The sequence below is a fragment of the Pseudomonas sp. DR48 genome (genome assembly GCF_019823085.1).
In the GTDB taxonomy this organism is placed as follows: domain Bacteria; phylum Pseudomonadota; class Gammaproteobacteria; order Pseudomonadales; family Pseudomonadaceae; genus Aquipseudomonas.
On the sequence record NZ_CP081946.1, the window covers coordinates 2,699,819 to 2,712,241 of the forward strand.

Annotated in this window: 12 protein-coding genes; 4 read left to right on the forward strand and 8 right to left on the reverse strand. The window is 60.0% G+C overall.

Annotation, left to right across the window (positions count from 1 at the left end; all coding sequences use genetic code 11):
- Positions 1-41 precede the first annotated feature (41 nt).
- On the forward strand, positions 42-776 hold the full coding sequence (locus K5K95_RS12210; RefSeq protein WP_222589642.1) for an ArsR/SmtB family transcription factor: 735 nt from the start codon (positions 42-44) through the stop codon (positions 774-776).
- Between the two features lie 137 nt (positions 777-913).
- Positions 914-2,293 carry an MFS transporter gene (locus K5K95_RS12215; protein ID WP_222589643.1) on the forward strand — a complete coding sequence of 460 codons (1,380 nt, stop codon included), beginning with the start codon at positions 914-916 and terminating at the stop codon, positions 2,291-2,293.
- 111 nt (positions 2,294-2,404) lie between these two features.
- Here K5K95_RS12215 and K5K95_RS12220 read toward each other — a convergent pair whose 3' ends face one another.
- From K5K95_RS12220 to K5K95_RS12230, 3 genes are all read right to left on the reverse strand, one after another.
- Positions 2,405-3,358 carry an adenosine deaminase gene (locus K5K95_RS12220; protein ID WP_222589644.1) on the reverse strand — a complete coding sequence of 318 codons (954 nt, stop codon included), beginning with the start codon at positions 3,356-3,358 and terminating at the stop codon, positions 2,405-2,407.
- A 79-nt stretch (positions 3,359-3,437) separates the two neighbouring features.
- Positions 3,438-4,403 (reverse strand): 2-oxoglutarate and iron-dependent oxygenase domain-containing protein, encoded by a 966-nt coding sequence (locus K5K95_RS12225; RefSeq protein WP_222589645.1) that lies wholly within the window; start codon positions 4,401-4,403, stop codon positions 3,438-3,440.
- 124 nt (positions 4,404-4,527) lie between these two features.
- On the reverse strand, positions 4,528-5,610 hold the full coding sequence (locus K5K95_RS12230; protein ID WP_222589646.1) for a BMP family ABC transporter substrate-binding protein: 1,083 nt from the start codon (positions 5,608-5,610) through the stop codon (positions 4,528-4,530).
- Between the two features lie 299 nt (positions 5,611-5,909).
- Between K5K95_RS12230 and K5K95_RS12235 the strand changes: the two genes are divergently transcribed.
- Entirely contained in the window at positions 5,910-6,998 is a 1,089-nt protein-coding gene (locus tag K5K95_RS12235; protein ID WP_222589647.1) for a calcium:proton antiporter, read from the forward strand.
- 143 nt (positions 6,999-7,141) lie between these two features.
- On the opposite strand, the gene K5K95_RS12240 is transcribed toward K5K95_RS12235, so the two are convergent.
- From K5K95_RS12240 to K5K95_RS12250, 3 genes are all read right to left on the reverse strand, one after another.
- Positions 7,142-8,500 (reverse strand): 8-oxoguanine deaminase, encoded by a 1,359-nt coding sequence (locus K5K95_RS12240; RefSeq protein ID WP_222589648.1) that lies wholly within the window; start codon positions 8,498-8,500, stop codon positions 7,142-7,144.
- A 255-nt stretch (positions 8,501-8,755) separates the two neighbouring features.
- The gene (locus K5K95_RS12245; RefSeq protein ID WP_222589649.1) at positions 8,756-9,442 is read right to left on the reverse strand and encodes an SDR family oxidoreductase; all 687 of its coding nucleotides are present in this window, start codon (positions 9,440-9,442) and stop codon (positions 8,756-8,758) included.
- Between the two features lie 25 nt (positions 9,443-9,467).
- On the reverse strand, positions 9,468-9,818 hold the full coding sequence (locus K5K95_RS12250) for a MerR family transcriptional regulator (protein ID WP_208672199.1): 351 nt from the start codon (positions 9,816-9,818) through the stop codon (positions 9,468-9,470).
- Between the two features lie 85 nt (positions 9,819-9,903).
- Between K5K95_RS12250 and K5K95_RS12255 the strand changes: the two genes are divergently transcribed.
- Positions 9,904-10,338, forward strand: coding sequence for a hypothetical protein (locus K5K95_RS12255; RefSeq protein ID WP_222589650.1), 435 nt, complete (start codon positions 9,904-9,906; stop codon positions 10,336-10,338).
- 45 nt (positions 10,339-10,383) lie between these two features.
- On the opposite strand, the gene K5K95_RS12260 is transcribed toward K5K95_RS12255, so the two are convergent.
- A complete protein-coding gene (locus K5K95_RS12260; RefSeq protein ID WP_222589651.1) occupies positions 10,384-11,310 on the reverse strand; it encodes an ABC transporter permease in 927 nt (308 codons plus the stop codon).
- Complete coding sequence (locus tag K5K95_RS12265; RefSeq protein ID WP_222589652.1) at positions 11,310-12,416, reverse strand: ABC transporter permease; 1,107 nt, start codon at positions 12,414-12,416, stop codon at positions 11,310-11,312. The genes K5K95_RS12260 and K5K95_RS12265 overlap by 1 nt, the downstream gene beginning before the upstream one ends.
- Between the last annotated feature and the right edge of the window lie 7 nt (positions 12,417-12,423).

Consider the following 12,423-nt stretch of genomic DNA (forward strand, 5'->3'; position numbering starts at 1 on the left):
CTCTGAGCAGCAGACGAAACGATTCAACAGGGAGTGAATACATGGAACATGCACCTTGCATCAGCCAGATTGCCACGTTGCTGGCTGACCCAAAGCGCAGCGCAATGATGTGGGCTTTGATGGACGGCTCGGCGCGCCAATCCGAAGAGCTGGCATTGCTGGCCGGCCTGTCACCGTCTTCGGCCAGTGCACACCTTGGGCGTTTGTCCGCCGGAGGTCTGTTGAAAGTCGAAATCCGTGGACGCAAACGCTTTTTCCGCCTGGCCGCACCTGAAGTGGGCGCGGCCATCGAGGCCTTGGCCAGCGCAACGCTGGCCAGTACGCCACGTGAAGTGCCGGACATTTTCAAGCGCGCCAACCCCGTCGCCAAATCTCAGGCGGCGCCTTCATCGCTACTGCGCGCCAGATTGTGCGACGACCATCTGGGCGGCACGCTGGCCGCCGATCTTTATCAACGCCTGCTCGATGCCGGCTGGATCGAGCAGTTCGAACAGCGTGTGATGATCACGCACAAGGGGTCCACGCAACTGGCCGCTCGCGGTGTGTTTATCCAGGCATTGGCCCATCGCAACAGCAGAGTCGCCTGCGCGTGTCCCGACTGGAGCGAAAGACGCCCGCACATGGGCGGTGCGCTCGGCGCGGCGCTGCTGCAGTTGTTCATGCAGTCGGGCTGGTTGAGTCTGCCCGGCGATTCGCGCGCGTTGCAGATCACCGCAACGGGGCAGCGCGAGATCCATCGTTTCGCCAAGCAGACCGAGCTGGAAGCTGCGCTTTAGAGCCTTTTTTGCCCGACGTCTGGTGCCAATGAGCCCGGGCGTCGTTAGCAGTTGCGGACAGGTCGCATCCAGCCATCACCCCCAGGGTCTATCGCGCACACTCGAATTCGGGGATTTTCGGATTGGGGGAATGTGGCATGGACACACAAGGCTTCAGCGCGGCAGAACGACTGGAACGGCTGCCCATCAGCGGTTACCACCGCATCATTTTCATCATCATTGCGTTGGCGTTTTTCTTCGACTCCATGGACCTGGCGATGATGACCTTCCTGCTCGGCTCGATTAAAACCGAGTTCGGCCTGAGCTCGGCGCAAGCCGGGTTGCTGGCCAGTTCGAGCTTCTTCGGCATGGTGCTCGGCGCTTCGCTGTCCGGCATGCTGGCCGACCGTTTCGGCCGTAAACCGGTGTTCCAGTGGAGCATCGTGTTGTGGGGCATCGCCAGTTACCTGTGCTCGACGGCGCAGAACATCGAAACGCTGACCTTGTTCCGCATCCTGTTGGGGATCGGCATGGGCATGGAGTTTCCCATCGCGCAATCGATGCTCTCGGAGTTGATTCCGGCCAAGCGGCGTGGGCGTTACATTGCGTTGATGGACGGGTTCTGGCCGCTGGGGTTCGTCGCGGCCGGGGTGTTGTCGTATTTCCTGTTGCCGGTGGTTGGCTGGCGGGACATCTTCCTCGTGTTGGCGGTGCCGGCGGTGTTCGTTCTGGCGATCCGTTTTTTCATTCCCGAGTCACCGCGCTGGCTGGAACAGGCCGGGCGGCATGAGGCGGCCGATAAAGTGTTGCTGGGAATTGAGCAGCGGGTCCGGGCCTCGCTGGGGCGTTCGGACTTGCCGGAGCCGATTCGCCTGCCCCGCGTGGCCAGTACGCCGGGCAACTTCTTGTCCGCCTTGCGCCAGATCTGGTCGCCGCTGTATCGCCAGCGCACGATGATGATCTGGAGCGTGTGGTTCTTTGCCTTGCTGGGGTTTTATGGCCTGACGTCCTGGCTCAGCGCATTGCTGCAGCAGTCGGGTTTTGCCGTGACGCAATCGGTGTATTACACGGTGCTGATTTCCCTGGGCGGAATTCCAGGCTTCCTGATGGCGGCCTGGCTGGTGGAACGTTGGGGGCGTAAACCGGTGTGCGTGGTGACCCTGCTCGGCGGCGGTGTGATGGCGTTTCTTTACGGCCAGAGCGCAGTGTTTGGCGGCAATGTCGGCTTGTTGATTAGCTCGGGCCTGTTGATGCAGTTCTTTCTGTTCGGCATGTGGGCGGTGCTTTACACCTACACGCCTGAGTTGTACCCGACATCGGCCAGGGCAACGGGATCGGGATTTGCATCGGCGATTGGTCGCGTGGGTTCGTTACTCGGGCCACTGGTAACCGGGCTGGTGTTTCCGATCACCGGGCAGGGCGGCGTGTTCGCGCTGGGGGCGTTGTGCTTTGCGATTGCGGCGGGGGTGGTTTGGGTGTTCGGGATGGAGACGCGGGGCAAGACGCTTGAAGAGCTGACCGAGGCAACCCCGATCTGAAAATGTGGGAGCGGGCTTGCTCGCGAAAGCGGTGTGTCATGCAATATTGATATTGACTGACGTACCGCTTTCGCGAGCAAGCCCGCTCCCACAGGGGTTATGTGTTGAGAGCTATGGCTTTACCAATCGCGCATCCAGGCTGTTTTGCGCCAATCGCTTGGCCTGATCCTGGGTCATGCCCAAATCGGTGTAGAGCGCATGGAAGTTCTCGGTCACGTACCCGCCGAAGTACGCCGGGTCATCGGAGTTCACCGTGACTTTCACGCCACGCTCAAGCATGTCCAGAATGTTGTGCTGGGACATGTGATCGAATACGCGCAGCTTGGTGTTCGACAACGGGCACACGGTCAGCGGGATCTGCTCGTCGATGATCCGTTGCATCAGACGCTCATCTTCGATGGCGCGCACGCCATGATCGATACGCTGGATTTTCAACAGGTCGAGCGCTTCCCAGATGTACTCCGGCGGGCCTTCTTCACCGGCGTGGGCGACGGTCAGGAAACCTTCGTGGCGGGCACGATCGAACACACGCTGGAACTTGCTCGGCGGGTGACCCATTTCCGAACTGTCCAGACCAACGGCCACAAACGTATCGCGGAACGGCAGTGCCTGGTCGAGGGTTTTCTGCGCTTCGTCTTCGCTCAGGTGACGCAGGAAACTCAGGATCAAACCGCTGGTGATGCCCAGTTGTTGCTCGCCATCCTTGAGTGCGGCGGCGATGCCGTTGAGCACCACTTCGAAGGGCACGCCACGGTCGGTGTGGGTCTGCGGGTCGAAGAACGGTTCGGTGTGAATCACGTTCTGCGCCTTGCAGCGCAACAGGTATGCCCAGGTCAGGTCATAGAAATCCTGCGACGTGCGCAAGACATCGGCACCCTGGTAATACAGGTCGAGAAATTCTTGCAGGTTGTTGAAGGCGTAGGCCTTGCGCAGGGTGTCGACATCGCTCCACGGCAGGGCGATCTTGTTGCGTTCAGCCAGGGCGAACAGCAACTCGGGCTCCAGCGAACCCTCCAGGTGCAAGTGCAGTTCTGCCTTGGGCAGGGCGTTCAGCCAGTCGTACATAGTCTTTTCTCATCAGGTGCAGATGACGAGCATTCTACAGATGCTCGTGGAAACAATTAGCAAAACCTGACCAGCAGGTTCACACCGCTTCCTGTTCACGTCGATAAGCGTAGGTGTCGGCAAAACGCGAAAGCAGGAATTCGGCGCAGGTGGTGGCCGGGTACTTCGCTGGCTGCCCTTCATCCTGGCAACCTGGCAGGCATTCAATTGGCGTATCGGGGTGAGGTTCGGCGAAGAACGGCATCGAGTAACGATCGACACCCAGCGGGCTGATCACCCGGTGCGGCGTCGACAGGTAACGGTCGTTGCTCCAGCGCGCCATCATGTCGCCGAGATTGACCACGAACGTGCGGTCGATGGGTGGCGCGTCGATCCATTCGCCTTTGACATTGCGCACTTGCAGTCCACCGGCGGCGTCCTGGTAGAGCAGGGTGATGCAACCATAATCGGTATGGGCACCGGCACCTTGTTGTTCTGCGCAACTGGCGGTGTGGCGCGGCGGGTAATGAATCATCCGCAACACGCTGACGGGTTCATTGAAGCGTGTATCGAAGAAGTCGCGCTCGATGTTCAGCGCCATCGTCATCGCCCGCAACAAGGTTTGGGCAAGCGCCTGCATGTCGACGTAGTGTTGCTCCATCAACGCTGCCCAGCCCGGCAACGACGGATGACGGTTGGGTCCGCGCAAGGGTTTTTCGGCGAGGACGTCCGGATGATCGGCCGCAAGGTGCAAGCCCATGTCGAAGGTTTCTTTCAGGTCGCTGGGCTTGCTCGGGTCCAGCTGTTCAGTGGCGATGGCGCCGTAGCCGCGATGGTGACGGGTCTGGGTGATGTCGATCTTGAGCTTTTCTTCGGTGGGCAAGGCGAAGAAGCGTTGGGCGTGGTCGAGTACCGCGTCGATACGCGACGGGCTGATCGGGTGGCCCTTGATGTAGAAGAAGCCCCACTCGCGGCAGGCGTGGTCGATTTGGGTCGCGACGGCTTGCCAGGCGGTTTGGTCATCGCTGTAGAGCGGGGCGATATCGATGATGGGGAGTTGGTTCATGCGCTGTCCTTGAGAACGCTGAAAATTCAGTGTGGGAGCGGGCTTGCTCGCGAAGGCGGTATGTCAGATACATAAATGTTGACTGACACTCCCTCTTCGCGAGCAAGCCCGCTCCCACAGGGAATTACTTCGGAATGTCCGCCTTCATGCCTTCAACGTAGTAGTTCATCGACGCCAGTTCCGCATTGCTGGCCGTCGCACCCGCAGGAATTTTTACAACGCCGGCCTGATCCTTGATCGGTCCGGTGAACGGATGCAGTGCACCGCTCTTGATGTCGGCGATGAGTTGTTCTGCCTCGGCTTTCACCGGCGCCGGCACCAGGTCGCTGATCGGCAGCTCAACCGTGCCTTCCTGCAGCCCGCCCCAATAATCCTGCGACTTCCACGTGTGATCGATCACGCTTTGCGTCGCCTGAATGTAATGCGGAGCCCAGTCGTTGACGATCGAAGTCAGCACCGCTTTGGGGCCGAAGTGCGCCATGTCCGAAGCATAGCCAACGGCATACACGCCGCGACGTTCAGCGGCCTGGATCGGTGCCGGGCTGTCGGTGTGCTGGAACACCACGTCCACACCCTGGTCGATCAAGGCGTTGGCGGCGTCGGCTTCCTTGCCCGGGTCGAACCATGAGTTGACCCACACCACTTTGATTTCGGTGCCCGGGTTGTACTTGTTCAAAGCCAGTTGAATGGCGTTGATGTCACGGATGACTTCAGGGATCGGAAACGAGGCGACGTAGCCGATCTTTTTGGTCCTGGTCATTTTTGCCGCAAGGAAGCCGCTGACGTAGCGACCTTCGTATGTGCGCGCCAGATAGGTGCCGAGGTTCTTGTCCTGCTTGTAGCCGGTGGCGTGTTCGAAGGTCACCTTGGGAAATTGCTTCGCCACTTTCAGGGTCGGGTTCATGTAGCCAAAAGAGGTGGTGAAGATCAGGTCGTAGTTGTCCTTGGCCATGTTGCGGATCACCCGCTCGGCGTCAGCACCCTCGGCGACGTTCTCGACATAGTTGGTGGTGATTTGATTGCCGAATTTTTCGGCCAGCAACTTGCGTCCCTGTTCATGCTGATACGTCCAGCCGTGGTCACCGATCGGGCCGATGTAGACGAAGCCGACTTTCAGCGGCTCGGCGGCACCGGCGGTCAGGCTGGCGCTCAGACCGATAGCCGCGACAACAGCGCCAAGCAGCTTCTTCAACGGACGTTTGTGCATGAATTGAAACTCCATGTTGTTGTGAGGTTGGCGGGGGCAATGCAAGTTGCTGACCAACAAGACAACAAATGGCTTACGACCGCGTAACGGCTATCGCGAGCAGGCTCACTCCCACAGGAAGCGGCGAGATCCCTGTGGGAGCGAGCCTGCTCGCGATGTGGCCGGTGCGGACAATAAAAGTGCATCGCCTGAAACGGCTGCCATCCACTGGTGCGCTAAGGTGTAACGAAACGTTAGCGCTCCACCGCAGTCAGTAGCTCATCACTCTGCTTTCGCTGCATCGGCAAAAAAGGCCCGTAATGCTCACACTCCTCAAGCAAGAAAAGTTTCTCCTGCTGGCGCTGCTGGCTGCCGTCGTTGCTTATCCACTGGAACACTGGATGTTGCACAGCGGACAGCCGGTCGCACTCGCCGCCGGCCTGGTCCTGATCGGTTTCATCGTCGCCGCCTCCATGCGCGTGGCCCATCACGCCGAACTGCTCGCCGAGAAAGTCGGTGACCCCTACGGAACGATGATCCTGACACTGGCCGCGGTGCTGGTAGAGGTGGTGATCCTGGCGATCATGATGAGCAATGAAGCCTCATCGACCCTGGTGCGCGACACGATTTATTCGGCGGTGATGCTCGACATCAACGGCATCCTCGGCCTGGCCGCGTTGATGGGCGGGATCAAGCACGGCGAGCAGTCTTACAATGACGACTCGGCTCGCAGTTACAGCGTGATGATTCTCACCGCCATGGGCGTCTCGATGGTGGTGCCGGAGTTCATTCCCGAAGCCAACTGGAAGGTGTATTCGGCGTTCACCATCGGCGCGATGATCGTGCTCTACGCCCTGTTCCTGCGCATGCAGGTGGGGCCGCACAGTTATTTCTTCAGCTATAGCTACCCGGAAAAACGTCGCAAGAAAGTCCCGGAAGAAGAGCCTGAACCGGTCAATCTGACGCTGAGTATCGCCACCTTGGTGTTCGGTGTGGTGGTGATCGGCGCGTTGGCCGAGGTGATGTCCAAGACCCTCGATCTGGGCCTGGAAGGAACGGGCGCTCCGCCGGTGATCACGGCGATTCTGGTGGCAGCGATATCGGCGGCCCCGGAAATCCTTACTGCGTTGCGAGCGGCATTGGCCAACCGCATGCAGTCGGTGGTCAACATTGCCATGGGGGCGTCGTTGTCGACGGTGATCCTGACGGTGCCGGTGATGGAAGCCATGGCGCTCTACACCGGTCAGCCGTTCCAGATGGCAATGACCCCGGTGCAGACGGTGATGATCTTCCTCACCCTGATCGTCAGCGCGATCAACCTCAACGATGGCGAAACCAATGCCATCGAAGGGATGACTCACTTTGTGCTGTTTGCAACATTCATCATGTTGTCGCTGCTGGGCCTCTGAAATCACTACAAATCCACTGTGGAAACCGGATCAAAAATGTGGGAGCGGGCTTGCTCGCGAAGGGGCCGTGTCAGTCAGCATTAATGTTGAATGACACACCGCTTTCGCGAGCAAGCCCGCTCCCACATTAGATCGTGGTCGGCTTAGGTACCAGCGATCAGCTGCCGGGCCGCCTGGCTGTGATCGGCAATCAATCCCTTGAGATCCAGCCCCTCAACTTGCCCGTCTATCACCCGCCACTGGCCACCCACCATCACCCGATCCGCGCGATCCGCACCGCACAGCAACAACGCCGACACCGGATCATGACTGCCGGAGAAGCGCAGCTCATCAAGCTTGAACAGCGCCAGATCCGCCTGCTTGCCCACCGCCAATTCGCCGATGTCCGTGCGCCCGAGCAGACTTGCCGAGCCCTTGGTCGCCCAGCCCAGAACCAATTCCGGAGTGATCTTTTCCGCGCCGTAACGCAGCCGCTGAATGTAAAGCGCCTGACGGGTTTCGAGCATCATGTTCGACGCATCGTTGGACGCTGAACCGTCCACCCCAAGACCTAGCAACGCACCAGCAGCGGTCAGGTCCAGTGTTGGGCAAATGCCAGAGGCCAGGCGCATGTTCGAGCTTGGGCAATGGCAGATGCCGGTGCCTGCTGCGCCGAGGCGGGCGATTTCGTCCGGGTTGAAGTGGATGCCGTGAGCCAGCCAGGTGCGCGGGCCGAGCCAGCCGACGCTGTCCAGGTAATCCACGGTGCGCAGGCCGAAGCGTTGCAGGCAGAAGTCTTCTTCGTCGAGGGTTTCGGCCAGGTGAGTGTGCAGGCGAACGTCGAGTTTATTGGCCAGTTCGGCACTGGCGGACATGATCTCCGGGGTCACCGAAAACGGCGAGCACGGCGCCAGCGCGATCTGGATTTGCGCGCCATCGCCACGCTCGTGGTATTCGGCGATCAGGCGCTGACTGTCGGCGAGAATCACTTCACCTTCCTGCACGGTTTGCTGCGGCGGCAGGCCGCCATCCTTTTCGCCCAGGCTCATGGAACCGCGTGTCAGCATGGCGCGCATGCCCAGTTCACGGACGCTCTCGACTTGCACGTCGATGGCATTTTCCAGTCCTTGCGGAAACAGGTAGTGGTGGTCGGCGGCGGTGGTGCAGCCGGACAGCAGCAACTCGGCCAACGCGACTTTGCTGGCGAGGGCGAGTTTTTCAGGGGTCAGACGCGCCCAGACCGGGTACAGGGTTTTCAGCCACGGAAACAACGGCTGATTGACCACCGGCGCCCAGGCGCGGGTCAGGGTTTGATAGAAGTGGTGATGGGTGTTGATCAGCCCAGGCAGGATCACATGCTCGCGGGCATCGAACACCTGTCCACAGGGCGCGGAAGGTTGCTGGCCGGCGGCGAGCACTTCGACGATCAAACCGTCTTGCAGCACCAAGCCGCCACGGGCATCGAGGCCATTGGCAGTGAAGATCGCGAGGGGATTTTTTAACCAGGTACGGGTCGCAGGCATGGTGGCCGGCTCCTCTGAAAGTGGGTTCAGGTTAGCCAGCTCAGTGATTACCCTGTCTGCTGATCCAGGGTCGCCGCGGGGACGAGGTGCGAAGTTTCAAACAAAACGGCTTTCCCGGCAAGCCTCGTCCGACAGAGCAACCCGAGACCCTGTGGGAGCGGGCTTGCCCGCGATGACGGAGTGTCAGTCGATGTCGTTGGCGCCTGATACACCGCTATCGCGGGCAAGCCCGGCTCCCACAGGGTTTTGTGTGTGTTACCAGGGAATGGTTTCACCCCGGTAATTCACGAAGTGATGCCCGCCCTTGCCGGTGTGCGCGTTCACCTGATCTATCAGGCCACGGGTGCTGGTTTCCACATCGATGTCGGCGCCTTCACCGCCCATATCGGTTTTCACCCAACCCGGATGCATCGACAGCACGGTAAGTTTCTGCTCGCCCAATTGCGTCACGAAACTGTTGGTCATCGAATTCAACGCCGCCTTGCTGGCCTTGTACAACGCCAGCTCCGGCGCGTCCGGCATGGTCACGCTGCCCAGCACCGAACTCATGAAGGCCAGCACGCCGGTCTCCGGGCGAATCTGCCCGACAAAACGCTGTGCCAGATTGATCGGCGCCACGGCGTTGGTGAAGAACAACTGGCCGACCTCAGCCAACGTCGCGCCACCCGGTGTTTGCACGTCCGGTCCTTTGACTCCGGCATTCACAAACAGCAAATCAAACACTTCGCCCTTGAGCTGTTGGCTCAGCGCGATGACCGCCTGCTGGTCATCCATGTCGAGTTTCTCGATCCGCACCTTGCCCAGCGCTTGCAGTGCCTCGGCGTTCTGCGGGTTGCGCACGGTGGCGGTGACTTGCCAGCCGTCTGCCAGCAGGGTTTTTACCAGACCGAGGCCAAGGCCCCGGGAGGCTCCAATGATGAGTGCGGTTTTTACCGTAGACATGAGGGGCTTCCTTGATCAATGAGGGTCACGGATTTAATGGACAACGCTGGCCGAGCCGTTGCTGCAACTCACTGCGCAGCGCGCCAAGTTCGTCCATTCGGGTTTCAATCAGTTTGAGTTTGTCTTGCAGCAATTGCGTGACGGCACTGTCCGGGTTGGGCGACTGCCACAACGCGGCGACACTGTTAGCGATCTCGCCGAGGGTAAACCCCAGCCGTTGAGCCGTCTTGATATACAGCACCAGTTGCACCATGTCCGCCGGATAGTCGCGATATCCGTTGGCCGTGCGTTGCGCCGCGATCAACCCGCGTTGTTCGTAAAAGCGCAGCGTGTCGCGGCTGACGGCGCAGGCCTGGGCTAATTCACCGATGCGCATCATGACGTCTCGAGAGGGGGGCTTGACCTTGGAGCATACTCCAGGCTTTAGCCTTTTTGCTCCCTGATTTTTTGGAGCAAGACGGATGTGGACTTCAACCCAATATCGCCGGTTGGTGCTGGGTAGCGCCTGGTATGACTTGATCGTGACGGCGGCGTTTGCCACGCCGTGGAGCTTCACCGCATTGCATGGAGTGTTGTCGAGTTTGAGTCAGGCTATCAACCTGCCAGGTGAATTGCCGGCGTTCGAGCCGATGCACATGCTGATAGCCAATCTGTTTGGCTCGATTGTGTGTATCTGGGCGGTGCTGCGCATCCGCGATCCGCAGCAGATTTTTGGTCGGTATGACGCGGTGGGGCGGTTCCTGTTTGCGGCTTGGATGCTCTATGCCTTGGTCCACGGCGCCAGTTATTTGCTGGTGATTTTCTTGTTTTTTGAGTTGGCGTGGGGCGTGGCTCAGGTGTTGCCAGTGCGGCAGTTATCGCAAGCGGGCTCGCTCCCGCATGGGAATGCATTCTAATTGTGGGAGTGAGCCTGCTCGCGATGGGGCCAGTGCAGGCAACCGCTAATGTCCTGCCTGCCACGGCTGCCCCAACGACACCGGCGCATACAACCGTGTGCGCACTGCATCCCGCGACAGCAGCACCAACACCACAATAGTCGCGACATAAGGCAGCATCGCCAGCAGGCTCGACGGAATCGCCAGCCCCAACCCCTGCGCCACCAAATGCAGGATGCTGGCGAGGCCGAACAGATACGCCCCCAGCAGCAACCGCCACACCCGCCAACTGGCAAACACCACCAGTGCCAGAGCAATCCAGCCACGCCCGGCACTCATGTTTTCCGCCCACATCGGTGTATACGCCAGGGACAAATATGCCCCGGCCAAACCGGCCATCGCGCCGCCGAACAGCACCGCCAGCGTGCGCACGCGCAACACCGGCAAACCCATGGCGCTGGCCGCATCCGGGTTTTCCCCGACGGCTTGAATGATCAATCCGACGCGGCTTTTCACAATTACCCAGGTCACCAGAGCAAACAGCGCGAACGACAGGTACACCAGCAGATCCTGGGCAAACAGCATTCGCCCGATCAGCGGAATGGCACTCAAGTATGGAATCGCCACCGGCTCAAAACCGGTCAGCGGTTTACCGACCCACGCCGCGCCGACAAAGGTCGACAGACCGACGCCGAAGATCGTCAACGCCAACCCGGTGGCCACTTGATTCGCGTTGAACACCAGCGCCACCAAGGCAAACAACGAAGACAACAGCATCCCCGCGAGCATCGCCAGCAATACGCCGAGCCACAGGTTGCCGCTGTTCAGCGCGACGATAAAACCGATCACTGCGCCAAACAGCATCATGCCTTCCTGGCCGAGATTGAGGACGCCGCTCTTCTCGCAGATCAACTCTCCAAGGGCCACCAACAGCAACGGCGTACCACAACGCACCATGGCGTAGAAAATATTGCTCAGCAGATCGAAATCCATCACAGCGCTCCTGCCTGTACGGCATTGGTGTGCGCACGGCGGGACCAGCGCAGGTTCAAACGGGGGCGGTAGAGAATCAGCACGTCACTGGCCAGCAGGAAAAACAGCATCATCCCCTGGAACAACTGTGTGATCGCTTGTGGCAGGTTCATGCTCATCTGTGCGCTCTCGCCGCCGATATACAGCAGCGCCATCAACAGGCTGGAAAACACAATGCCGATGGGATTGAGCCGTCCGAGAAACGCTACTGTAATCGCCGCATAGCCGTAACCGGGCGAAACTTGCGGCACCAATTGACCGATTGGCCCGGTGACTTCGCACACCCCGGCCAACCCCGCCAACCCACCACTGATCAGCAACGCCAGCCAGATCAGGCGCTTCTCGCGAAAGCCGACGAAGCCTGCTGCACGCTTGTCCAGCCCGAGCACTTTGATCTGGAACCCGACAAAGCTTTTCTGCAGCAACACCCACACCGCCACCAACGCAAGGAGAGCGAAATACACCCCGGCGTGAACCCGGCCGTCCTCTATCAACAGCGGCAGGCGACTGGCATCGCCAAACATCGCCGACTCGGGAAAGTTGAAGCCGGCGGGATCTTTCAGCGGCCCATGCACGCAGAACAGCAACAGGTTCAAGGCGATGTAATTGAGCATGATGCTGGTGAGGATTTCATTGGCATTGAATCGCGTGCGCAACCACGCCGTCAGACCGGCCCACGCCCCGCCGGCCAGGGTGCCAACGAACAGGATCAGCACCAGCGCCCAGCGACTTTGCATGTCTATAATGTTCACCGCCAACGCACTGCCAGCCAGCGCTCCCAGCAGCAGCTGGCCTTCGGCGCCGATGTTCCAGATCCGTGCCTGATACGCCACCGCCAGGCCCAGCGCGCAGAGGAGAATCGGCAACGCTTTGACGAGCAGCTCGGAGACGCCGTACAGGTCGCTGACCGGCGCGATCAACAGGGTGTGTAGCGTCAACAATGGATCGTGTCCCAGCGCAATAAACAGCAGCGAGCCGCAGCCCAAGGTCAGGACCGCCGCCAGTAATGGCGAGCACCACAGCATCAGGCGCGATTGCTGGCCACGGGGTTCGAGAGAAAGCAGCATGTAAAAC

Bases quoted from the DNA above. Each gene is read 5' to 3' on its own strand.
- K5K95_RS12210 (WP_222589642.1), top strand. From the start codon at position 42: ATGGAACATGCACCTTGCATCAGCCAGATTGCCACGTTGCTGGCTGAC.
- K5K95_RS12215 (WP_222589643.1), top strand. From the start codon at position 914: ATGGACACACAAGGCTTCAGCGCGGCAGAACGACTGGAACGGCTGCCC.
- K5K95_RS12220 (WP_222589644.1), bottom strand. From the start codon at position 3,358: ATGTACGACTGGCTGAACGCCCTGCCCAAGGCAGAACTGCACTTGCAC.
- K5K95_RS12225 (WP_222589645.1), bottom strand. From the start codon at position 4,403: ATGAACCAACTCCCCATCATCGATATCGCCCCGCTCTACAGCGATGAC.
- K5K95_RS12230 (WP_222589646.1), bottom strand. From the start codon at position 5,610: ATGCACAAACGTCCGTTGAAGAAGCTGCTTGGCGCTGTTGTCGCGGCT.
- K5K95_RS12235 (WP_222589647.1), top strand. From the start codon at position 5,910: ATGCTCACACTCCTCAAGCAAGAAAAGTTTCTCCTGCTGGCGCTGCTG.
- K5K95_RS12240 (WP_222589648.1), bottom strand. From the start codon at position 8,500: ATGCCTGCGACCCGTACCTGGTTAAAAAATCCCCTCGCGATCTTCACT.
- K5K95_RS12245 (WP_222589649.1), bottom strand. From the start codon at position 9,442: ATGTCTACGGTAAAAACCGCACTCATCATTGGAGCCTCCCGGGGCCTT.
- K5K95_RS12250 (WP_208672199.1), bottom strand. From the start codon at position 9,818: ATGCGCATCGGTGAATTAGCCCAGGCCTGCGCCGTCAGCCGCGACACG.
- K5K95_RS12255 (WP_222589650.1), top strand. From the start codon at position 9,904: ATGTGGACTTCAACCCAATATCGCCGGTTGGTGCTGGGTAGCGCCTGG.
- K5K95_RS12260 (WP_222589651.1), bottom strand. From the start codon at position 11,310: ATGGATTTCGATCTGCTGAGCAATATTTTCTACGCCATGGTGCGTTGT.
- K5K95_RS12265 (WP_222589652.1), bottom strand. From the start codon at position 12,416: ATGCTGCTTTCTCTCGAACCCCGTGGCCAGCAATCGCGCCTGATGCTG.